Origin of the sequence: Hamadaea sp., from assembly GCF_013362815.1 — a bacterium.
Taxonomy (GTDB): domain Bacteria; phylum Actinomycetota; class Actinomycetes; order Mycobacteriales; family Micromonosporaceae; genus Hamadaea.
Window position 1 is genome coordinate 99,346 of sequence record NZ_JABFVK010000046.1, and the last position, 22,253, is coordinate 121,598.

At 68.5% G+C, this 22,253-nt stretch carries 21 protein-coding genes; 7 read left to right on the forward strand and 14 right to left on the reverse strand.

The genetic code is table 11. From position 1 onward, the window contains the following. Positions 1-6: 6 nt before the first annotated feature. From HOV77_RS21885 to HOV77_RS21895, 3 genes are read right to left on the reverse strand one after another with little or no spacing between them, the layout of a single operon-like run. Positions 7-1,461, reverse strand: coding sequence for a hypothetical protein (locus tag HOV77_RS21885; RefSeq protein ID WP_290864496.1), 1,455 nt, complete (start codon positions 1,459-1,461; stop codon positions 7-9). Then, positions 1,430-1,948, reverse strand: coding sequence for a hypothetical protein (locus HOV77_RS21890; RefSeq protein ID WP_290864498.1), 519 nt, complete (start codon positions 1,946-1,948; stop codon positions 1,430-1,432). The genes HOV77_RS21885 and HOV77_RS21890 overlap by 32 nt, the downstream gene beginning before the upstream one ends. Then, complete coding sequence (locus HOV77_RS21895; RefSeq protein ID WP_290864500.1) at positions 1,948-2,241, reverse strand: hypothetical protein; 294 nt, start codon at positions 2,239-2,241, stop codon at positions 1,948-1,950. The genes HOV77_RS21890 and HOV77_RS21895 overlap by 1 nt, the downstream gene beginning before the upstream one ends. Positions 2,242-2,536: 295 nt before the next feature. On the opposite strand from HOV77_RS21895, the gene trpS reads away from it, so the two are divergent. After that, on the forward strand, positions 2,537-3,520 hold the full coding sequence (gene trpS, locus HOV77_RS21900) for a tryptophan--tRNA ligase (RefSeq protein ID WP_290864502.1): 984 nt from the start codon (positions 2,537-2,539) through the stop codon (positions 3,518-3,520). A gap of 82 nt (positions 3,521-3,602) precedes the next feature. Here trpS and HOV77_RS21905 read toward each other — a convergent pair whose 3' ends face one another. After that, complete coding sequence (locus tag HOV77_RS21905; RefSeq protein ID WP_290864504.1) at positions 3,603-7,274, reverse strand: S8 family serine peptidase; 3,672 nt, start codon at positions 7,272-7,274, stop codon at positions 3,603-3,605. 110 nt (positions 7,275-7,384) lie between these two features. Between HOV77_RS21905 and HOV77_RS21910 the strand changes: the two genes are divergently transcribed. Both HOV77_RS21910 and HOV77_RS21915 read left to right on the forward strand, forming a co-directional pair. Further along, positions 7,385-7,903, forward strand: a complete 519-nt coding sequence (locus HOV77_RS21910; RefSeq protein WP_290864506.1) for a SigE family RNA polymerase sigma factor — start codon at positions 7,385-7,387, stop codon at positions 7,901-7,903. Continuing rightward, complete coding sequence (locus HOV77_RS21915) at positions 7,900-8,997, forward strand: hypothetical protein (protein WP_290864508.1); 1,098 nt, start codon at positions 7,900-7,902, stop codon at positions 8,995-8,997. Before HOV77_RS21910 ends, HOV77_RS21915 begins: the two co-directional genes overlap by 4 nt. 69 nt (positions 8,998-9,066) lie before the next feature. Here HOV77_RS21915 and HOV77_RS21920 read toward each other — a convergent pair whose 3' ends face one another. After that, entirely contained in the window at positions 9,067-9,462 is a 396-nt protein-coding gene (locus HOV77_RS21920) for a hypothetical protein (protein ID WP_290864510.1), read from the reverse strand. Next, positions 9,459-9,977: an SRPBCC family protein gene (locus HOV77_RS21925; protein ID WP_290864512.1), complete on the reverse strand. Its 519-nt coding sequence runs from the start codon at positions 9,975-9,977 to the stop codon at positions 9,459-9,461. Before HOV77_RS21925 ends, HOV77_RS21920 begins: the two co-directional genes overlap by 4 nt. Before the next feature lie 107 nt (positions 9,978-10,084). On the opposite strand from HOV77_RS21925, the gene HOV77_RS21930 reads away from it, so the two are divergent. After that, entirely contained in the window at positions 10,085-10,642 is a 558-nt protein-coding gene (locus tag HOV77_RS21930) for a TetR/AcrR family transcriptional regulator (protein WP_290864514.1), read from the forward strand. 34 nt (positions 10,643-10,676) lie between these two features. Here the strand turns inward: HOV77_RS21930 and HOV77_RS21935 are convergent, their stop codons facing one another. The 4 genes from HOV77_RS21935 to HOV77_RS21950 all read right to left on the reverse strand — a co-directional run bounded on the left by HOV77_RS21935 (position 10,677) and on the right by HOV77_RS21950 (position 14,627). Continuing rightward, positions 10,677-11,891 carry an SGNH/GDSL hydrolase family protein gene (locus tag HOV77_RS21935; RefSeq protein WP_290864516.1) on the reverse strand — a complete coding sequence of 405 codons (1,215 nt, stop codon included), beginning with the start codon at positions 11,889-11,891 and terminating at the stop codon, positions 10,677-10,679. Between the two features lie 36 nt (positions 11,892-11,927). Then, positions 11,928-13,379, reverse strand: a complete 1,452-nt coding sequence (locus HOV77_RS21940; RefSeq protein WP_290864518.1) for a DHA2 family efflux MFS transporter permease subunit — start codon at positions 13,377-13,379, stop codon at positions 11,928-11,930. 35 nt (positions 13,380-13,414) lie between these two features. Continuing rightward, positions 13,415-14,188: an NAD(P)H-binding protein gene (locus tag HOV77_RS21945; protein ID WP_290864519.1), complete on the reverse strand. Its 774-nt coding sequence runs from the start codon at positions 14,186-14,188 to the stop codon at positions 13,415-13,417. A gap of 148 nt (positions 14,189-14,336) precedes the next feature. Beyond that, entirely contained in the window at positions 14,337-14,627 is a 291-nt protein-coding gene (locus tag HOV77_RS21950; protein WP_290864521.1) for a hypothetical protein, read from the reverse strand. Between the two features lie 114 nt (positions 14,628-14,741). On the opposite strand from HOV77_RS21950, the gene HOV77_RS21955 reads away from it, so the two are divergent. Next, positions 14,742-17,573 carry an AfsR/SARP family transcriptional regulator gene (locus HOV77_RS21955; RefSeq protein WP_290864523.1) on the forward strand — a complete coding sequence of 944 codons (2,832 nt, stop codon included), beginning with the start codon at positions 14,742-14,744 and terminating at the stop codon, positions 17,571-17,573. Positions 17,574-17,594: 21 nt separating this feature from the next. On the opposite strand, the gene HOV77_RS21960 is transcribed toward HOV77_RS21955, so the two are convergent. Continuing rightward, entirely contained in the window at positions 17,595-18,194 is a 600-nt protein-coding gene (locus tag HOV77_RS21960; protein WP_290864525.1) for an XRE family transcriptional regulator, read from the reverse strand. 69 nt (positions 18,195-18,263) lie between these two features. Between HOV77_RS21960 and HOV77_RS21965 the strand changes: the two genes are divergently transcribed. Further along, entirely contained in the window at positions 18,264-18,791 is a 528-nt protein-coding gene (locus tag HOV77_RS21965) for an SRPBCC family protein (RefSeq protein ID WP_290864527.1), read from the forward strand. A gap of 264 nt (positions 18,792-19,055) precedes the next feature. Continuing rightward, positions 19,056-19,424, forward strand: a complete 369-nt coding sequence (locus HOV77_RS21970) for a hypothetical protein (protein WP_290864529.1) — start codon at positions 19,056-19,058, stop codon at positions 19,422-19,424. Between the two features lie 19 nt (positions 19,425-19,443). On the opposite strand, the gene HOV77_RS21975 is transcribed toward HOV77_RS21970, so the two are convergent. The 3 genes from HOV77_RS21975 to HOV77_RS21985 all read right to left on the reverse strand — a co-directional run. Continuing rightward, on the reverse strand, positions 19,444-20,931 hold the full coding sequence (locus tag HOV77_RS21975; protein WP_290864531.1) for a hypothetical protein: 1,488 nt from the start codon (positions 20,929-20,931) through the stop codon (positions 19,444-19,446). Between the two features lie 194 nt (positions 20,932-21,125). After that, the gene (locus tag HOV77_RS21980) at positions 21,126-21,503 is read right to left on the reverse strand and encodes an STAS domain-containing protein (protein WP_290864534.1); all 378 of its coding nucleotides are present in this window, start codon (positions 21,501-21,503) and stop codon (positions 21,126-21,128) included. A gap of 41 nt (positions 21,504-21,544) precedes the next feature. After that, on the reverse strand, positions 21,545-22,253 hold a 709-nt coding region (locus tag HOV77_RS21985), incomplete at its 5' end, for an AbfB domain-containing protein (RefSeq protein WP_290864536.1).

Genomic DNA, 22,253 nt, shown 5'->3' on the forward strand with positions numbered 1-22,253 from the left:
ACGGGCTCACTTGGGCGCGTGCCCGCAGACCTGGGCGTCCGGGATGACCTCCTCGTTCGTGTAGACGGTGTGCGGCCAGCGCAATCCGCCGGTCGCCTTGATCGGCGGGATCGGCTTGCCGGTGATCGGCGTCAGCAGACTGAGGAACTTGTTGATCACCTTCACGACGGGTTCGAGGATCGAGTAGCCGATGCCGAAGGCGGCTTGGACTCCGATCGCGACCCCCCGGCATTGCGCGTACGCCGCCCCGAGCGCCGAACCCAGCGTGGTGCCGTAGGAGGTGGTCAGTTCGGCGTAGACGCCGGCCTTGAACACGAGGGCGCTGACGCCGACGGTGAACCGTACGCCGTGCCGGACGACCAGCCCCATGACGCCGACCGGAACTCCGGACAAGGAGTTGAGCAGGCTGGCTTTGCGCTGGAACTGATCGGTGACCCGCGGGGCGAACGAGCCGTCGCGGTAGCCGAAGCCGATCGAGCCGGCCAGACCGAACTCGCCCGATCCCTTGATAGTGCCCAGTTTCGCCCCGAAGGCGGTCTCGACCGTCAGCGTCTGGCTGACCGTGAACGACAACGGGATGCCGGCGATCTGCCCGATCGGGAACGACAGGTCGGCGTCGATCGGGAACTGTTTGCGATGGTTGCGGCCGTCCTGAATCCCCGCCTCGAAGGCGACCTTGATCCCGAAGCCACCACTGACCTGCAGTTCCGCCCGCGTCACCTTGCCTGCGCCGATCGCCAGCTGGAAGCTCGCGTCCGGCTTGCGGAAGGTCAGCGTGACCGTCCCGGTCAGGCGTACGCCACCGTCGTCGTAGGTGAAGTGCGCCCCGACGCCGTCGGTGCAGCAACTGGTGTACACCGTGTACCCCAGCGCCTGCGTGGTCGCCTTGCCACCGCGCATCGGAGCGGGTTGCGCCGGGCGGTCGTCCTTGCGCCGCAACGGGACGCTCTTCCCCGTCCCGCCGGGTGGCGTTCCGGCGTCTTGCGCCCACAGCGGCTGTCCGGCGAGGTAGATGAGCGGATCGCCCAGGGTGACGTCCTTCTTGTCGAAGGTCCCGTCGCGGATGACCTCGGTGAGGTCGACCGGCCCGACGGTGACGAGCAGATCGCCGCCGTCTTGCGCCAGGTCCAGCACCCGGCCCACCGCCCGGTCGGTCACGAACATGACCTTGCCGGGTGCGAGATCGCGCGCGTGCGGAGCGCCGCCGTCGATCCGCCAGGTGAGCCCATCGGCGGTCACCGACCGGATCACGTCGCCGCCCCCGCCGACCACCACCACGTCCGGCTGCAGTCGCGCCGCCGGATGACCGGCGACCGCCTGCCCGAACCGAAGCCGCGTGTCGTCCGGCGGTGCTTCGTCCGATGTGGATCCACAAGCGGTCATCGCGAGCGCGAGGACCGCCGTCCACGCGGTCAGCGTCCGGCGCATGTCAGAGCCGTCCGGCCACGGTCCGCGCAGCATTCTCCAGCGGTATGCGATTGGCGGCGGGGTCGTTGAGCAACACCAGCCGGATCGCCACCCAGGTTTCGCCCTTGCGCACGAAGACCACGCCGTCTTCGAGGTACGCCTCGTCACCGGCGCCGGTCACCGGGGTGAAGGCGTGCTGCAGATCCCGGTCGACGTCGAGCATCTTCTTCGCCCCGTCGCCGACGTAGATCTCCACCTGGGCGGTCGGTCCGGTCACCGGGCCGGTGTAGGTGCAGGTCTCCAGGACGGCCACCGCGTCGTCCAGCGGCGTACGCGTCAGCTTTTCGGCGTCGGCCTTCGTCAGCAGCTTGCACGGGTCCGGCTGGGTCGCCGGTTGACTGAACTCCGGAGTGGCCACCGAGACGACGGGGGCCGGAGCGGCCGAGCCGTCGGCCGAAACGTCGGCCGGATCGCCGCTGCAGGCCGACACAGCCAGCACCGCGGCGAGCAGCACCGGCGTCAGAACACATCCGATCCTCATCAGATTCCTTCCGGGGGAGGCCCGGACTCCGGGCCGGGCTGGAGACGAGCCGACGGGGCCTGCACCCAGACGGCCGGGCAGAACCGATCCACCCGCCACCCGGCCGCGACGGCGACTCCGGCCACGGTGTCCGCGTCCGGCCCCTCAACCAGGGCGAGCAGGACGTCGTCAGCCGGCAGGTGCACCGCCGCGACCAGCCTGACCTCCGTGCCGTCCGGCAGCTCCGGCAACACCGGCAAGGCGAGGCCGCCGGAGGTGTCGTAGCGTTCGATCGCGAACAGGAGGCGGGTCACGCCTTCGACGCTAGGTTCGCCGGGGCTCGCAGGAATCGGGGCTTTCCCTACGCTGAACGGCGAGCACCCGCTGTGAGCGGCCACCTACCGGTACCGCCCGCCGGTGGTCAGTGGTACCGTGCCTGTATGCGGATGACTCAGCTGAACCTCAGCTGGTGGCGCCCTTAACGGGCGGCACCGTTCATTCGCGTATCTCTTCGCGGCCGCCCGGGTTGGGCGGCCGTTTCGCGTGGGGCGTCGGCCGGTCGGCCCGGGTGGCTCGGATCACAGACCCGACCACGGAAAGGCACTTGCGATGACCACGCGTCTCACTGGCTTCACCCCCTCCGGCGACCTGCACCTCGGTAACTACCTGGGCGCCATCCGGCCCATCGTGGCCCGGCAGCAGCACGCCGACACCATCGCCTTCATCTCCGATCTTCATGCGCTCACGCTGGACCACGACCCGGACGCGGTACGACGACGGACTCTCGAATTCGCCGCGTTGCTGATGGCGGCCGGCGCCGATCCCGAGCGCCTGCTGCTCATGGTTCAGTCACACGTGCCCGAGCACACGGAGCTGCACTATCTGCTCGAGTGCACCACCGGGTACGGCGAGGCGCAGCGCATGATCCAGTTCAAGGAGAAGTCCCGCCAGCAGCAGCATCAGGTACGCCTGTCGCTGCTGACTTATCCGGTGCTCATGGCGGCCGACATCCTGCTGTACGACACGGACGAGGTGCCGGTCGGCAACGACCAGAGTCAGCACGTGGAGTTGGCCCGGGACGTGGCGACCCGATTCAACTCCCGCTATGGGCAGACGTTCGCGATCCCGCAGGCGGTGAACCCGGCGTTCGCCGCGCGGATCATGGACTTGGCCGCGCCCGACGCCAAGATGAGCAAGTCGGCGTCCTCGGCGGCCGGGTCGTTGCGGCTGCTGGACGAGCCGGACACGTTGCGCCGCAAGGTGATGCGTGCCGTCACCGACCCGGGTGACGAGGTGGTCTACGACCCGGCCGGCAAGCCGGGCGTCGCGAACCTGCTGGCAGTGCTGGCCGCTTGCACCGACGGCGATCCGGTGACGTTGGCCTCCCAGTTCGATCGGTACTCCGATCTGAAGCGGGCGGTGGCGGACGCGGTGGTGGCGACCGTGGGCCCGGTTCGCGAACGGTACCTGGCCCTGGCGGCGGACCCGGAATACCTGCGCTCGGTGCTGCGTGACGGCGCGAAGCGCGCCCGCGAGCGCGCCGGCGACAAGGTACGCGCCGCGAAGGAGGCGATCGGCCTTCTCCCGGCCTGAGAAGCTGCCGCAGCCTGCCGCACATTTGAGCCATGAGCCGTGGCGGAGCCCGAGTGCTCTGACAGCACTCGGGCTGCCACCGCTATTTGAGCCGGTAGGCGCGGATGACGGTCTGGTCCACGGCGTTGCCTTGGCTGTCCGTCGCGGCTACCCGCAGCGACACGAACGCACCGGCCCTGCCACCGGTGGGCGGGGTGACCCGCCAGCCGTCGGCGGTGTTCTGCACGGTCAAGGCCTGCCAGGTCGCGCCGTCGTCGAACGACGACCAGACCTGCACCCGGTCTACCGTCGCAGCTTCGGCGAGTTCTTGGCGCGCCACCGAGATCGTGAACGGCACCGGGTGGCGCGCATCCATCGCGTTGGCGTCGTCGAGCGGCACCTGATAGTAGACGCCGAGCAGCGGCAACGCGGAGTCCTCGGGCTTGGACCTGAAGGTCCACACCGTCGACAGCTTCGTGGAAAGCTGCCATGCGGCCGATACCCGGCTGCTCTGGAGCCGGAGCTGGTAGGTGCCCTCGTCTGCGGGGACCTGCCACTGGGCGCCGTCCGGGCTCCCGGGATCGCCGACGGGTCGGCCGTCGCGGCTGAGCCGAAGATCGCCGGCGTCGTACGCGGAGCCGACGGGCGCATACGTGCCGGGTGTGGCGTCGGAGTACGCCGCGACAGTAGCGGTGATCGTGTTTCCGATTCGGGAAACCGCCGCCTGCTTCCCACCGGTCCAGCTCGGGACTGGCACCAGTTTCGGCCCGATGACCGCGACGTTCCATCGCGACGTGTAGCCACGGCCCGCCTCGTAGACGACCCGGCCGCCGTACTGCTGAGCGTCGGCGGCCGCTATGTACACGTTCGTGGACCAGCCGCCAGGCGTGTAGAAGTCCACCCGCCGCATGGGCAGGTCCACGGGCAATCCGGAAACCCACAGCGACAAGCCGTCTGGCACGGCCGACGCCTTGGCAGGGCCCGGTTTGCCGACCGATCGATACTGGCCTACCACGGCGGCCAGACAATTCTGGTCGGCCTGCCAGATCCGGCCGGCGGGCAGGCCACCGTGCTCGCTGAACACGAGATTGTATGAGTACGGGCTGGCACCTGAATAGCCATGCATCAATGTCGATACCGCGCCCTGAGCAGCCAGGGATGCCAGGTGGTCGAAGGCCGTACGGCTCGTGGTGAACACTGGCACCGTGGTCGGCTCGGTGATGGGCAACGGAAAGAAGCCAAGCCGGGGGAAGATGGCCATGGCGGCGCCCGCTTGGACCACGGCGGCGAGTTGAGCGGGCACATCCAGGTCGTCGGAGCGCCGGAGCAAGACGAGTTTCCCACGAGCGTCGACCTTCGCCAGATCCTCGGGTCGTCCGAGGCCGCCGTCGACCACGGCGATGGCCCGGTCGCCGACGAACCGGGCGCTGGTGTCCGCGTACTCGACGAGGACCTCGAACGATTCCGGCGCGGAGACGGTCATCGTGGCCTCGGGCCGCATCCAGTTGGCGTAGGTGTGGTAGTCCAGCCCGTCCACGCCGTCCACGCCTACCGCATAGAAGGGCAGGTCGCCGTAGCCGGACACGGCCATGTTGATGGCGACGCCGCCCACGCGGTAGATGATGTCGTCGGAACGGCGAACTTGCCGGGCGGTCGGTTCCCCCGGCACGCGTACGCCGATCGGCTTGCCGGCGCGGGCGTCGAAGGTGATGTGGGTGTCTTCGCCGAGGTCGAGATTCGGCTGGGCGGACGCGGTGGCGGAGCCCGCCGAGCCGTCGCCGGCCCTCGTGCCGACGAAGCCGGCCACGGCGTATCGGCCCTTCGGCAGGCGCAGCATCATCTGACCGGTGGAATCCGACACCGGGAACTGCGTGCCGGTCGGATCGTCGAGCGGAATGACGCCCAGGTTGGTGAGATCGGTCGGCTGACCGTCCCGGCCGATGGTCGTCACGGTCAGGTTGTAGCTCTCGGCTTCGAAACTCGCCCCCAGCAGGACGCGCACGGTGCTGCCGTCGCCGGTCGTCGCAGTGAGGGCACCGCCGAACAGACCGGCCGAGGCTCCCGCCGGGTCTACGGTCACGGTCACGGTTCCGTCGCCATGGGCGGGCACGCTGAGCGACTCCGGAGTGACCACGACCGGTGCCTGCTTGCCGCTGCCGTCGGTCACCGAATGTGTCAACGTGAGGGTTACCGGTGTGCCGGCCGGATTATGGAAGACCACCTTCTTCGACACCGCTGGAGCGGTGGAGTAGGGCCAGGCGAATCGGCCCAGGTTGAGACTGCCCACGTCGGCGGACACGCTTTGGCGGGCTGCTGCGGCGACGTCGATCCGGCCTGCGCCTTGTGCGTACACGGACTGATCCGGCAGCGGCCGAGCGGTAGTCATCAATGCGGCCTTGAGCTGTGCGGCCGTCCACTCCGGATGCTTCTGGGCGAGCAAGGCCGCGGCCCCGGCCACATGGGGCGCGGCCATCGACGTGCCGGACAACCGGGTGTAATGATCGTCCACCGGATCTTCGTCACCGGCAGGAGTACCCACGGCGCGGGCTGCCACGATGTCGCTGCCGGGCGCTGTCAGATCTGGTTTGATCGCCGCGTCGCCGATGCGCGGCCCGCGCGAGGAGAACGGACTCAACGAGTCCTGTTTGGTCACACTGCCCACAGTCAGCGCCTCGGTCGCCGCGCCGGGCGATGCCACGCTCTGATCTGCACCGAAGTTTCCGGCCGCCACCACGAACAGCGTGCCGGAGTCGCGGGTGAGCTGGTTGATCGCCTCGCTCAGCGGATCCGTGCCGTCGGTCGGGCCGCCGCCGAGGCTCATGTTCACCACCCGGGCATGCTGGTCGACCGCCCATTGCATGCCCGCGAGGATCCAGTCGTCGTAGCCATAGCCGGCGTCGTCGAGCACCTTGCCCACGATCAGGGTTGCCCCGGGCGCTACGCCGGTGTACTTCCCGGCCGACTCGACGCCGCGACCGGCCACGATCGACGCGACGTGCGTACCGTGCCCGACGCCGTCAGCGGTGTCGTCGGTGCCCGCGTCGGTGAATCCACGCGCTTGTGTCACGGCCGACGCCAGGTCCCGGTGGGTCTTGTCGTAGCCACTGTCGAGCACGGCCACGGTCACCCCATCGCCCCGAAGCCCCGAATGCCACAGCTCAGGCGCGCCGATCTGCGGCACACTCTGGTCCAGCGACGCTTTCACCCGCTGGTTCAGCCAGACCTTGGCCACGCCGTTGGCCAGTGTCGACCCGCTTGCTCGAGATCCGCGAAGGTTGCGCCAGAATTCTCCGGTCGTACGCTTCGGCGCGACCATGGCCGACAGTCGCAGCTTCGGCAGATCCCTCGTGACGGCGGCTCCGGACTTCGCCAGCGGCACGGTCGCCGCACGGCCCGTCGCGTAGGAGACGAGCAGCCGTATCTTCGCGTCGTGCACGTCGTCGTAGCCCTGTTCGACGAGGGCCGTGACATCGAACAGCCGTCGATCCAGCCGGCCCGCCGCCAATGGCGCCCGCGCATCTTCCGGGATGACGACCACGTGCCCGGCACCGTCTCGATACTGCTGGAAGAGCAGCTTGTCCCGGCCGGGACCGGGATCGACCGCGGCCGTTCCGGAGCCCGCCAGGGTGACGCGGTCCCCGGTGAGGAGTGTGACGGACCTGGAGCCGGGCTGGGTCACAGCGGCTGGTACGCCGTGTTCGGCGGTCGATGTTGTGGGAACACTCAGCGCTCCGACGGTCGCGAGGACCGCGAGCACCGCATGTTTGAGTCTCATGCTCCCTACAGACGAGGGCTCGAGCGAAACTGCTGCACGGAAACTTTCGGTTCGGACACGCAGCAGGCGAGCGACGTGATGCGTCTGTTCCGGTATGCCAAGGAGATCAATTGGACGCTGACACGGAACGGGATTTCGTGGCCTTCGTGGAGACTCGGTCGCACAGCCTGTTCCGCAGTGCGTTAGCTCTCACCGGCCACCGCCAGCAAGCCGAGGACCTCTTGCAGACCGTGCTGGCGAAGGCGGTGCGGCACTGGAAGAACATCGAGAGCTCGCCGGAGGCGTACCTGCGCCGTGCCATGTATCGCCAGCAGGTCAGTTCGTGGCGCCGGCCGGGGTGGTCTCGCGAGTTCAGCACCGATCAGGTTCCCGATCACGGGACCGGGCCAGACGTCACCGCGCAGGTCGACCTCAATCTCGCCCTCCACGACGCGCTACGCCGGCTCGCGCCGAAGTATCGCGCGGTGCTCGTGTTGCGCTACTTCGAGGACCTGCCGGATGAGGAGATCGGTCAGATTCTCGGCTGCAAACCGGCGACGGTACGCAGTCAGGTCGTCCGAGCGCTCGACCGGCTGCGAACCCTCTGCCCGGACCTGGACAGCCTTGCCCTACAGGAGATCCGCAGATGAACACTGCTACCGATCGCGTTCTGCGGGACGCGTTCGCCCAGATCGCCGACGAACCGGCACCGGTTGGACTCGGCCCGGCGGCGCTACGCCTGGCGCGGCGGCAACGGCGGCGGCGTACGCTGCTCGCCGTCGGAGCGGCCGTGGTGCTCGCCGCAGTTGCGACACCGATCGCGTTGCACGGTGCCGACAAGAAGCCGACGCTGCCGACCGGGTTCCAGAACAGCCCGCTCGTCGTCACCGCCTACAGTGGAACGTCGACGGGGACGCCGAAGTCGTTGCTGTTGAACAAAGTCACCGGGGCGTACGCAGAACTGCCGTACCTGAGCGCGGTGCCGTCGCCCGACGGCCAACGGGTGCTCGTCCGCACTGGCGAGGACACACCGCAGAGTCCCCTACGCAGTGGCATTCTCGATCCGGTCACCGGCGAGGTGCGCTGGATAGCGACCTACACCGGACCGGGCGCCTGGTCGCCCGACGGATCGGCGATCCTGTTCACCGAGCGTACGCGGGTGGACCAGCGGGGGTTCGCGATCGTCAGCGCCACCACGCTGAAGGCCACGTTCGTCCCCGTGAATTTCGCCGTCGGCAACAGCACCGGGCTCGACTTCGTGTGGGGGCGAGACAGCGGCGAGGTCGCACAGACCCTCAGCGACGCGAACGGCGAAACGCAGGCGGACATGGTCACCGGGATACGCTTCTACACCATCGCAGGCGAGCTCGCCCGCACCCTCCCGGCGACCGCCGAATTGCGCTCGGCCGATGCATTCTCACCGGACCGTAGCCGGATCGCGCTGCACGACCTTGGCGGTGGCGCGATGCAGATCGTGTCGGCCGATACCGGCGCGGTCGAGCGGACGATCGCCGTCCAAGGCCACACCGAACTCGTGGGCTGGGCCGACGACGACCACCTCCTGACCCGGCACTGGGCTGCCGACCGTACCGAGTCCGAGATCCGCGTCATCGATCTCACCGGCCGCACCACCGCAGTCGCTCCCCTGATCGCGGCGGGAAGTACCGCCGACGGTATATCCATCGGCTCCGCCGCGGGCCTCAGCGAAACCGCAGCCGGCCTTTCCTTCAGCGTGGCGGGCTGACGCACGAAACGGCGGTGGGGCGGTACTCGCCCGCACCGCCGTCGCGGTCATGGCCCGGCTGATCACGCGTCAGCGGGTGAGCATCCAGTGCCAGCGCCGGAGCTGGAGTACGCAGGCCGCGACAGACGCCACCGCCACCACCCACGCGATGGCGGTCGGCCAGGCCGCGAACGCCGCCACGCAAGCGGCGAGCGGCTGGAGCAATTCGAGGGCGATCGCCGGCACGGCTGGGATGGAGACGGGGTTTTTCTGTTTCTTGGCTCCCGGCATGCCGAACACCGTCGGGAGGCCGATCAGCAGGACGTCGGCCAGGATGGCAAGCCAAATGGAATGGGCCGCGAGCGCCCAGGGAGCGGCGACCCAGGCGATGATCTCGACCAGGAACCGTGGCGCGGAGGCGCTCAGCGAGTCCGGGGCTGTCGTTGCGTGCGCCGGCGGGACTGCTCGGCCGCTGTCGACCCTCACGTCCGCTGGCCTCGATCCGCTCCCGCCGCCGCGATCAAACCGTCGACAGCGGCCTGGAACAGGCCGTTCCACCGCTTCGCGACGAGGGACTTGACCAGTCCGATCGTGGTTCCGACGAAGATCTCGACGTTGTGCACATGAGTTCCACCGCCGGGAGTCGGCTCGAACCGCCAGACATGACAGCTGCGTACGCCGTTCTTGTCGCCCGACCACGATGCGCGGGCCTGCGGCTCGAACTCGTCGAACCTCGCGCGCTCATGCTGGACGCCAACCGGAAAGCCGAGTTCCAGCTCCTGGTCGAACGAGCTGCCGACCGACAATGGCCTCGCGTCGACGAGCTTCACTGATCGATGAATCGGCGACCAGGACGGCCAGCTCTCCAGATCGATCCACGTCGCCCACAACTGTTCGACCGGCACGGCAGAACTCCGTGATCCCTCGACCACGAGGGTTTTCCAGTCCGGTTCCGCCTGGCCGATCTTGGCCAGGCAGTACGCGACGTCCGTCTTCGTCAACCCATGCTCCGCTTCTGATTCAACCCGGGTGACAGCCCGGACGGTGCCTAACGGTGTTCGGCGCGTACCCTAACACCGTTAGGGTACGCAAGGAAGAGGTGATCCAGATGCAGGCGACCCGAGTGCTTGACGGACTCACGCCTCGCGCGCGGGAGATCGTGCAAGTCGCGCGGGAGCTTTTGGAGCGCGAAGGCCCGGCGGCGCTCTCGATGCGTCGCCTCGGTGACCAGATCGGGATACGCGCCTCGTCGATCTACGAACACCTGCGCGACAAGGACGCGCTGGAGGCCGCGTTGATCTCGGTGGGCTTCGAGGAGCAGGCCGAGCTGTTCGCCCGGGCCGTCCAGGGAGCGGCCAACCCGATCCTCGCGCTGACCTCTGCGTACCGCGATTTCGCACGTCGTCAACCCAACCTGTATCGATTGATGACCGAACGGGCGCTGCGCCACGATCTGCTGGCTCCGGGTGTCGAGGAGGCCGCCGCGCTGCCGCTGCTCCACGCGACCGGAGGCGACCACGAACAGGCGAGGGCCATTTGGGCCTTCGCGCACGGGATGGTGATCCTCGAGTTGAATCACCGTTTCCCGGGCAGCGCCGACCTCGACACCACGTGGCGCAAGGGGATCGACCTTTTCGCCGGGCAGCCCGACGCCGACCAGCCCTGACCGTCGGGCTGGTCGGCACGTCGGACGCCGCCGGTTACAGCGTGGCCGGGTCGATCGCGTCGGCCATCGCCTGGTACCCGGCGGGGTTGGGATGCAGGTGGTCCCCACTGTCGAAGGCGGGCCGGATCCGCTGGGGGTCGGTGGGATCGGCGACGGCGTGTTCGAAGTCGACGACCGCGTCGAACTCGTGGCTCGTGCGGATCCATTCGTTGACCGTCTGGCGGATCTGCTCGATCTCGTCGGACGTGCCTTGGTAGCCCCCGATCGGCAAGAGGGTGCCGCCGATGATCCTGATGTGCCGGCAGTGGGCAGCGCGGATGAGCAGTTGGTATCCAGCGATCAAGTCGGCGGCGCTGACCAGGACTGCGGGTTGCGTACAGGGACTGGGCTCTTGCCGACCGAGGAGGATGTCGTTGATGCCCTCCAGCACGATCACCGTCGTGACATGAGGTTGGTCGAACACCTCCCGGCGGATGCGGGTCAGTCCTCGTTCGCCGAGACATGCGGAGTCGTTGAGCAGCCGGTTGCCCGCGATGCCGAGGTTGAGCACCGGCCTCCGCCCGTTCAGTCGCCGGGCCAGCGCGTCGGGGTAGCGGTCGTCGGCGTCCTGGGCGGCGCCGTATCCGTCGGTGATGGAGTCGCCGAACGCGGCTACCGCGGCACCGCCGCCGTGGACGTCCACACCGGAGAGGTAGAACCAGGAGCTGTTGGTCTCGGTGAATGCGGCGGCGTCGGCGTCGCGGGTGTGGTCGCCAGCGGCACGGTAGGAGGTGGCCTGGGCGAGATTGTGGTAGGTGGCGGGACCGGTGGCGTCCTGGAAATACAGGGTCACCGTCAGCTGCTCTGCCGCCCTGACGGTAAGCCGGACGGGATCGCTGACGGCCTGTCCCCCGGCGGGAAGTGTCGCGCCGGCCGAGTGGGCGAAGGTCAGCGAGCGCATCGTGTAAGGCTGCACGGCAGCGCCCGAGCTGGTCTTGCCCACGCTCGCGCCGCTCAACCGCAGCGAGCTGGTGCCGTAGGTGTTGGCCAGCCGGATCCGGATCTCGGAACCGCCGACCGTCAGGCGTACCACTTGGCGGACGGTGTGGTTCGCGAAGCCGTGCTCCGCCCAGGTCGGGTACCAGACGTCGGCCGACGGCTGCTGGACCGCGGTCGCCCACGCGGGTGTCCAGTTGCCCGGCTCCGCGCGGGCACTCGACGGCACCACGATCAGTGCCGCGGCCAGCAAGACGACGCTTGCGAGTTTCATGACGTACAGCCTTTCTTCGCTGTAGGGGTCGCCGAATCAGATCGTGACCGGTGAGGTGGCCGGTTCCGGGTCGGCGCGATCGATGCGCGCCGCCGCCCGGCTCGGCATGACGACGGCGGCGATGAGGCCGGCCAGCAGTGCGATCGCGGCGGCGGTGAGCATCCCGGCCTGGTAGCCATGGGTGAGCGCCATCGCCATGACGCGTTCGCCTCCGTCGAGGGCGACTGCGGTGCCTGCGGTGGCGACGGCCACGACCACCGCGAGGCCGAGGGAACCACCGACTTGCTGAGACGTGGTGAACAGGCCGGAGGCCAGCCCCGCCTGCTCGGCCGAGATGCCGGAGGTCGCACCGACCGTGGTCGTGACGAACGCGAGGCCGCTGCCCACGCCGATGACGAGCGTCGGGCCGAGGACGTCGGTCAGGAAGCCGCCGTCGGCGGACATCCGGGAGAACCAGCCGAGGCCGGCGGCGGTGATCAGCAGACCCGCCACCATCGGCGTACGCACCCCGAAGCGGGCGATCACCGACGACGCCGTGCCTGCCGTCACCGCGATGGACAAAGCGAGCGGCAACTGTGCCAGTCCGGCACCGATCGGACCGTAATGGAGCACCTGTTGCATGTAGAAGGTCAGGTAGAAGAACAGCGGGAACATCGCCATCGTGGTCAGCAACGCGGCGACGTTTGCGCCGCGTAGCGACGGTGATCGGAATATCCTCAGCGGCACCAGCGGGTGCGCGGAGCGCGCTTCGGCGAACACGAACAGCGCGAACATGCCCAGCGCGAGCGCGCCGAGTACCAGCGTCTGCACCGACGCCCAGCCGGCGTTGTTGGCGTCCACCAAGGCGTAGACCAAAAGGGCCAGGCCACTGGTCGCGCTCACTGCTCCGGCGACGTCGATGCCGCGAGCCGTGGAGTCGGACGCCTCGGGCAGCAGCCTAGGAGCCAGGGCGATGACCAGGGCACCGATCGGCACGTTGACATACAACGTCGCTTCCCAGCCCAGCCACTCGGTCAGCACACCGCCCAGGATCGAACCGACGGCGCCGCCCGCCCCGGCCACCGCGCCGAAGACTCCCATCGCCATGTTGCGCCCGGAATCGGGTGTGAAGATCGTCATGACCAGGGAAAGCGCGGCGGGTGCGACGATCGCCGCGCCGACGCCCTGCACGGCTCGTGCGCCGATCAGAACGGCTGCGTTCGTCGACAGCGAGCCGGCCAGCGACGCCAACGCGAACAAGGCCATCCCGGTGATGAACGTTCGCCGTCGGCCCAAGAGGTCCGCGGCCCGCCCGCCCAACAGGAGCAGCCCGCCGAACGTCAAGGTGTAGGCGTTGGCGACCCAGGAGAGATTCTCGGGGGCGACCGTCAGGTCCGTCCCGATCGACGGCAGTGCCACGCCCACGATCGAGGCGTCGAGCACGAGGACGAATTGTGTTGCGGCGAGAAGCGCCAGTGCGAGTCCGCGCCGCTGGACGGCATACGTCATCAGTCAGGTCCCTTTGCAAGATGTGGGTGCATCGCTCATCGGGCGGTCTGGTCGAGCCACTCCGCGTATGCCGGGCCGGCGAGGGTGGCGTGTGGTCCGGGGAGCAGGCCGCCGCTCTCGAACAGCTCACGGTCCGGATTGGCGGCGTCGCTGGCTTCCTCCACCAGCGAGGGAAAGCCACGCCGGGCGGCGAGCAGGCGGGCCGCCTCCGCCAGGGTTTCGGCGCGCGGGCCCGCGATCTCCGGGTGCGGCAGCGTGACGACGAAGGGATCCCTCGCCGTGGCGACGTCGACCAGCTTCTCGGCGACCGCCCGAGCGGCGACGAGCTGCGTTTGCATCTTCGGCACGTACGCGACGTCGCCTTGCGTACCCCAGGCGACGAGTTCTTCGACGAACTCGTGGAACTGCGCCGCCCGGAGGATCCGCGTCGGGATCGGACCGGCCAGGGCCGCCCGTTCGTGGGCGAGCTTCGCCGCGTTGTACCCGGCGACGGAGCCGTCGATGCCGATGATCGACACCACCACCATCCGGCGTACACCGGCCTTCTGACCGGCCTCGTGCAGGTGGTGGGCGGCGGCGGTGAAGAACTCGGTCGCGGTCTGTTGGTCGGGCGACGGCGTGCTGGACACGTCGATGACGACGTCGACGCCTTCCAGCGCCTCCCTGAGGCCGTCTCCGGTGACCACGTCCACGCCCGCCGAACGAGACATGGGCACGACGCGGTGACCGCGTTCCTGGAGCACCTGCACGACGTGCCGGCCGACCCGGCCGGTCGCCCCGGCCACCGCGATCGTCGTCGGCTTCTGCATGGTGGTTACCGTCCTTCCAGAATTCTGCGTTCGGGTAGCTGATGGCATGACGTAGCGCGGCGCATGAAATGTGACCGGCATGGTGGGAGTGAGGCGTACGACGCCCGCATCGCGCCTGTCAGGTAGCGACGCGAGCGTCGTCGGGGCGCTATCGCTCGTCGATGATGTCGCCGTTCTGGACCGTGGCGTCGTGCGTGAGGGCGAGGGTCTGGGCGACCGGCGGGAAGGCCGCGGACGCGGCGATGGCGGCATCGCGCAGCTCGGCGGTCTCCCACCGCCACACGTCCTGGTAGGTTCCGTCGTCGAGGCGAGTGAGGCGGGTCTCCTGCAAGCCGGGGAAGCCGGACCGGATGCCGGCGATCAGCTCGGTCCGGCGGGCCAGCAACTGCTCGAGTCCGGCCGGGTCGACGGCATAATGGTGTACGCGAACTGCGGTCATGACCTTCTCCTTAACGGGGATCTGCGGTACGCCTAGATCCTGCGACCGTCGGCCGATACGCCCGCGATGCGTTTGCGATGCAGACTCCACACTGGTCAGAGGAGGTTCGACGGGGTGACGACGCGGTTCTCGGTGCTCGGACCGGTGGACGTCACCGTGAGCGGTCGCCCCGTGGCCGGATTGGCACCACGGCATCGGGCCGTCCTGGCGTACCTGCTGCTGCACGCCGGGAAAGTGATCAGCCCTGAGCGGCTGACGGCCGCATTGTGGGCGGATTCGCCGCCGGACACTTCGCGTTCGCAGATACACGCGGCGATGACGACGATCCGGCGGGTGTTGCGCTCGGCTGACCTGGACGGCGTGCTGGAAACGCGGACGGCCGGGTATGTGCTCTCGCCTCCGCCGGGCGCGTTCGACCTGGCCGAGTTCGGCGATCTGCTCGATGCCGCACAGCAGTCGGCTGACCACGAGACGGCCGCCGACCGGCTGCGGGAGGCGCTCGCGTTGTGGCCGGGCGACGCCCTGATCGGGGTGAGCGCCGAGTACGCCCCGGGCGCGCGGGCCCGGCTGGAGGAACGTCGGCTGGCCGCGGTCGAACGGCTGGCCGAGGTGGAGCTCGCGTTGGGCCGCCATGAGGCGCTGACTGCGGAGCTGGCCGCCTGGGTGTCGGCGTACCCGCTCCGGGAACGGCTGGCCGGGCAGCTCATGCGGGCGTTGCACGCGTCCGGTCGGCAGGCCGACGCGCTGGCCGCCGGACGCCGATATCGCGAGAGTCTGGCCGAGCAGCAGGGACTGGATCCGGGGCGGTCCTTCCTCCAGCTCGAGCAGGAGATCCTGCGCGATCAGCCGGTCCCGCCCGCGAAAGCGCCGGTACGCGGTGCGAACTTCCTGCCGTACGACGTACCGGACTTCACCGGGCGTGCGGTGGAGTTGGACCGGATCCTGCGTGGACCGGGGAGCCGGGTATGCGTCGTCGACGGCATGGCCGGCGTCGGGAAGACCACCCTCGTAGTGCACGCCGCGCACCGCTTCGCCGACCGGTACGCCGAAGGCCAGCTGTTCGTCGATCTGCGCGCGCACACTGCCGGGCAGGCGATGATGACGGCGTCCGACGCCTTGCACGTCTTGCTCCGTCAACTTGGCCTACCGGCGGACCACATTCCGTTGGGCGAAACCGAGCGAGCCGCGTTATGGCGTACCGAGCTCGCTAACAGATCAGTCTTGGTCGTGCTGGACAACGCCGCCGATGCCGAGCACGTTCGGCCGCTGCTTCCGGGGGCAACCCGGAGCCTTCTGCTGATCACCAGCCGTCGCAGGTTGACCGACCTCGACGGCGCGTACGCACTCTCGCTCGACGTGCTGCCCGCGTCCGACGCGATCACCCTGTTCAGCAGCGTGGTGGGTGATCGGGCCCGGAACGAGTACGCCGCGGCCGGTGACGTGCTGCGGTTGTGCGGCCACCTGCCGCTGGCCGTTCGCATCGCCGCGGCTCGCCTGCACCATCGTCCGCAATGGACGGTCGCGTACCTCGCCGATCGGCTGCGCGACGAGCGCCGAAGACTCGCCGAACTGGCGACCGGCGAGCGGGGCGTCGCTGCCGCCTTCAACCTGTCCTATCAGCAGCTCCCGCCCTCGCAGCAGCGGATGTTCCGGCTCCTCGGCCTGCACCCAGGCCGCGACGTCGAAACCCACGCCGCCGCGGCGCTGGCCGACGTGGATCCCACGGACGCCGAGGCGGATCTGGAGCACCTGCTCGATTCCCACATGCTGACCCAGCACGAGCCGGGCCGGTATACCTTCCACGATCTGCTCCGTGAACACGCCCGCGCCACCGGTGCCGCGACCGACGACGAGACCGACCGGCAGATGGCGCTGACTCGACTGTTCGACTTCTATCTGCATACCGCGGCGGCGGCTATCGATGTGCTGTACCCCGACAGCAAGCACCGCCGGCCGGAGGTTCCACGATCGGAGCGCCGCTTCACCGACACCGAAGCCACCGCATGGCTGGATGCCGAACGGACCAACCTCACGGCTGTCTGCGCGTTCGCGGCCGACCACAACTGGCCGACGCACGCGACGAATCTCGCGACCACCCTGTATCGCTACCTGTTCAACAACGTCTACGACATCGACGCGCGGACCACCTATACCGCGGCGCTGGCGGCCGGTCGGCGTACCGGGGACCACCTGTCGCAGTCGCGCGCACTGTCCGACCTCGGCTGGCTCTCGTTCGTCCGAGGCGGCTACGCCGACGCGCTCGATCTCTTCGGTCAGGCCATCGCTCAGGCCCTCGCGGCCGGTGACGAAACCGCTCAGGCCCGGGCACAGCATGGCATGGCCAGCGTCCACCAGCAGCGTCGCAATGGCGCAGAGGCGTTGCGGCGTTTCACTGCCGCGCTGGAGCTGTTCCGCGGCCGGGACGATCGGTTCGGTCAGGCGGTCACCCTCAACAGCCTCGGCGCTCTGCACGAACAAGCCGGCCATTTCGCCGAGGCGCTGGACGCGCTGACTCGTGCGCGAGAGGTGTTCCGAAGCCTGGGCACCGACGGGGGCGAAGCGGACGTGCTCAACAACCTGGGCCTGGTGCATCGGCGTCAAGGCCGGCTCGCCGACGCTCACCACTGCTACCGGCTCGCCCTCGAGACCTACCGGGAATCAGGCATCCGCCGCAGCGAAGCCCGATCGCTCAACGGGCTCGCCGCAGTGGCCGCGGACGCCGGCGACCGCGCTGCGGCTACCAGCAACTACCAGGCCGCGCTAGCTCTCGCCGTCGACCTCGGCGACCGGCTCGAGACGGCTCGCGCCCATGAGGGACTCGCCCACTTACTCGTCGACCGCTCACCGGCCGCGCATGATCATGCCCGACAGGCTCTCGACTTGTACGCACAGCTGGGCGAGCCGGAGCCGGTGGAGTTGCGTACCTTGCTGGCCGGCAACGGCTGACATCCAGGCTTTCGGCCCCGGTCAGGCGGCGGGCTGGGCGTAGCGCGGATCCTGGTGACCGAGGTAGACCACGGTCATGGTGAGCCGGGCCGGCTCAGCGGACGGGTTTCGGTAAAGGTGGGCCCGGTCGCCCCGGATGCGGATCGAGCCGCCTTCCGCGACATGGAATGTTGCGCCACCGATCTCCACGACCAGCTCTCCCTTGTGCAGGTGGATCAGTTCACGGGTGCCAGCCGGATGGGCGTGTGAACTGATCTCGTCGTTCGGTGCCACGATGAAGTCCCACAGCTCGACGAAGGGCGCTTGCCCGTCGTTGATGAGCAGCCGGGCTTCGCTCGCCCGTCCCGCTCGCCGGACGTCGACGTCTTCGGCGGTCGTCACCCGGCCGAGGTCCTCGGGCGGCTCGACAAGCTGCCCGATGGAGATCCCGAGGGTCGCGCAGATGCGGGCCACTGTCGCGATGCTCGGATTGGTCTGACCCGTCTCGATCTGCTGGAGCATGCCGCGGCTGACGCCACTTCGTGCGGCCAGGTCCTCCAGCCGCCAGCCCCGCTCCTTCCGGCCCGCCCGTAGGTTCGCCGCCAACGTCGCACTGACGGCTTCGACTGGATCTGTTGACAACGAGCCACCTCCATGTACAAGATACTGTATCCGCATTCCAAGATACTGGACCCTCGGGAGAAATCAAGCATGACGAGTCAAGACCCGGCCACGCATCAGGATGTCCAATTCTGCCTGGATGGCATCGGCGTCGCCCGGCCCGGCTGGCGGACCCTCGTCGTCACCGCCACCGCCGACAGCCCGGCCACGCCGCAAGACGTCTGGACACTGTGGAGCAACCTGGCCGACTGGCCGTCCTGGTCGCCCCTGCACCAGGCCACCGAGTGGACCGGGCCGCCCGGGTTCATCGCCGGCGCGACCTTCGACCAAACCCTGAGCCTGGGCTTTCCCGCCGGGACCGCCACCGACCATGTCACCGTCGCCATCGCCGAGCCCGCCCGGCGCGCCTCCTGGTCCGGCGACGCCAACGGCGTACGGTCCTGCCACCTGTGGACCTTCGCCGCGCTGGCGAACGGCGGAACCCGCATCGGCAACACGGAGGTGTTCGACGGCACCGTCATCGGGCTGACCAAACCGATGCTCGCCGCACGATGGCGCCGCCAGTTCCAGCAGGCCGCCGAGGCGCTCGCCCAGCTGGCGGTGCCGGCTCGCCGTTGAGCGGTGTGACGCAATGCCGCGCCACCGCCCCGTCTTGATCATCCCCGAACTCGATGTGAGAGGGTCGGGCGGCCCACCGGCTTCGCCCGGCCCCCTCCGCCATCAGCAATCCGCAATCCGCCTGGAGTACACATGCGACGTCTTCTGATCCTCACCGCCGCGGTCGTCACCAGCCTCAGCGCCTGTAGCTCACCGACCCAACCCGAGAGCGACCCGGCGGCGAGTGTCACGACCTCCGCATCAGCCGAGGCTCCCGCTATCACCATGGACACGACCACGGCTTGCTCGGCTGCCGACGCCGCCTACTCGACCCTGGGCCCCGCCGCGCAGGCGCAGATAGCCCGCGGCGTCGCCGCCGAGCAGAAGGGTGACGAGGCAACGGTGAGAGAGGCCCTCGCCGCCCTTCAGCCGATCTTCAGCAGTACCGCCGCGACCTTCAACGACACAGCCGGCAAGGTCACCGATCCGGAACTCAAATCCGCGCTGAACAGCCTCGGCGACGCCGCCGCCAGTGCCACGCTGTTCACCACGTTCGCCGAGTTCCAGTCGCTGGCTGCGGCAACTGCGCCGGGCGAAGCCGTGCTCAAGAAGAAGTGCGCCGAGGCCGGCTACACCCTCAAGAACATCGAATAGACGCTCGCTGCCGAACGGATCAGGGAATGCGTACCGGCAGCGGAAGGTCGATCTGGATCACGAACCGGTTCGGCGTGCCGTCGGTCCACGCTCCGCCCCAGTAGCCGTTGATCCAACGGTCGACGCAGAGCAGACGCTTCGGATCCGACGCCAGGGAGATGGTCATGTCCTTGTTGATGATGATCGGATTGCTCTGGCCCGTCCACAGGCCCCAGCCCGAGCGGCTCCCAGGGGAAAGACCGAGGTAACGATCGCCGCCCGAGGTGTCCTTGCGCAAGTACAGATCTTCGCCGTAGAAGTACCACACGCACGGGTGCGCCGCGGCCTTGTCGGGAGCGATCGCCAGGTAGGGGTCGACCGCACTGGAGACGCTCATCCAGCCGAGGAACTTGCCGGACTCCAGGTCCAGGCAGCGCACCGGCTGGTAGAGGATGGGCGCACCCTTGGCGAGCTGGCTCAGCGTTTGCCGGGCGTTCCAATTACTGACGTAATTCTGGCACTGGCGGTCGTGCAGGTCTTTGCGGAGCAAGGGAAGGTTGCTGCCCGGCTCGTTCAGCTTGAAGAGCGCCCGGAAGTTCTCCCCGGGATTGGCGATCAGATAGGTGAAATCGGGGATCAGCTTGAGCGCCCCGAACTCCGGGACCGGTTCACCACTGAAAGCCTTCCACACCTCGTCGGCCGACATCTGCGCGGCTACGGTGACATGCTGCCGGTTGTCCGCACTCACCTTGTCCAGCAACCGCTTGTCACCGTAGGCGGTCCACGTCTCGCCCATCTGATTGCGTATCCGGAGACCGAACTCCGAGTCTTCGTTGTGCATCGTCCGGGAGAGGTTGCCCGCGACGATCTTGTCGTTGATGTTCTCGTACAGCTCCACGCGCGGCACACGAAGATGGCCGGTGGAGAAAAGGTCGGTCAGGAAGTGGTCGGCGAAAGCGTTCATGGCGTACGCCCGCTCCAACCGAGCCCGGCGCAGAACCGAACCTTTGGGCTCGTCCGCAGCCAGCCGCGCCTCGTCCAACGCGACCCCATGTCCGACGGTGTACGCCGTCACCGCGTTCGCGCCGAAGTGATCGAAGTTCTTGATCGCCAACCGCGGATACCGGAACACGGTCTCGAACGCCCAATCGATCGAGTACCGGTCGCCGATCTGCTCGTACACCTTCGACGGGTCCTTGCCGGCGTTGAACGCCGCCATCACCAGCTTGATCTCCTCCTCCATGATGCCCAGGATTCGACTGCGCTCGTGCGGGATGTACGGCGTCGCCAGCTGTTGCCAACCCCGGCGGAACATGCCCTGCGGATCGTCGGCAGTGCTGATCGGCTGATCCACCACACCGTAGAAGTCACCGCCCAAGGCGATGCCCTGCCCGTACGTGATGGTCGGGCCGTACTGGAAGGATCCGGCCAGCCTGATGTGCAAACCCAAGCCGGCCGCCTTCTGCTTGCCGTCTTCGAACGACAGAGTCAGTTGATCGCCGATCCAGGCGTGCTCAGCACTCTCCATGGCGGTTCCTCCCCCAGGGCCTAACTGCGACCCGGTCGAACAACCGCTCTGACCTGGGAGAACAGCCCTTACGAGCAATATGGGCCGGGGAACTTGCCGGACACAACGGCCCCATGCGGGCAGCACGCTTTCGAGCGACAAGGACAACCGCCACGGCGTACGGTCCGCTCGTTTGTTTGCGGTTCGCCGACCGACTACGCGTGCAGCAAGTCCAGAAGCCCCATGACCTGCAGAACCCGACGGACCTGTGGTTGCGCGTTCGTGACGTGCAGCGTTCCACCGGACCGGTGCGCCTGCCGGCGGCTGTGCACGAGCACGGCAATCCCGGCGGAGTCCATGAAGGGGACTCCACTCATGTCCACCAGGACCTCATCGCCAGTCTGAACCGCCTCAGCGATCCGGTCACGGGCTTCTCTCCACGACGCGAAGTCCAGATCACCCTCCAGCGTGACGATCGTGGGACCGCCGGGACCGGCCATGTTCATGCTGTTGTTCCCCTTCGCGATCAAGCCACCCGAGCTCAGGCTAGCGGAGCGGATCATGCTCGGCTCGGCGTCCGCGAAAGCGATCATCAAAGTCTGGGTATCGCCGTCAACCCGTCCGGCCCGGGAGGTCAGCGCGCCAGCGGCGCCCGTGGCCGGAACGCCGCCGCGGAGAGGAAGGCCGCGCTGCCGTCGGAGTGGTCGAGCCAGACCTCCGTACCCCGTAGATGCAGGAACGAGCCGGGGTAGTTCGACGACTCCAGCAGCACGGTCCCGGCCATCGGGCCCGGCCGGACGCAAAACGTGGCGTCGGCTTGGTACAGCGCCGTGCCTTCGTCCTTGTTCAGCCGGAGCCGCCAGGATGCGTGACGGAGGTAGCGGCCGTCGGCGGACCGGAAGGAGAAGCATCCCGGGTCATGCAGTCCGGCGACCGCTTCGAAGGTGGCCCGTTGCCGCGCGGTGACCGCGCTGGAAGTGGTCAAGGGCTGCACGATGCCGACGTCGCCGCTGGCGATGGTGATGTACGAACCGGGTGCGCTAGTGGGTTCCAAGGACAGCCAGCCGGTCGTCACCGGCCGGTCGACCGCGGACGGCGATGTCCGTGGTTTCGATGCAGGGGCCGACGAGGGTGCGCTCGGCCGGGGCGAGGCGACCGGGGAGGCCTGTGCCATCGCCGTCGGGCGGGGCTGCGGTTGCGCCGTCGGCCAGACCACCGCCGTGACGGTCGCGCCGGCCGCCGCCGTCGCGGCGCCGGCCACGATGGCGGCCACGGGGTGTGCCGCCACCAGATGAGCCAAGTGCGCCAGGAGCCCTCCTTTCGCCGCGCCGGCCACCAGATCG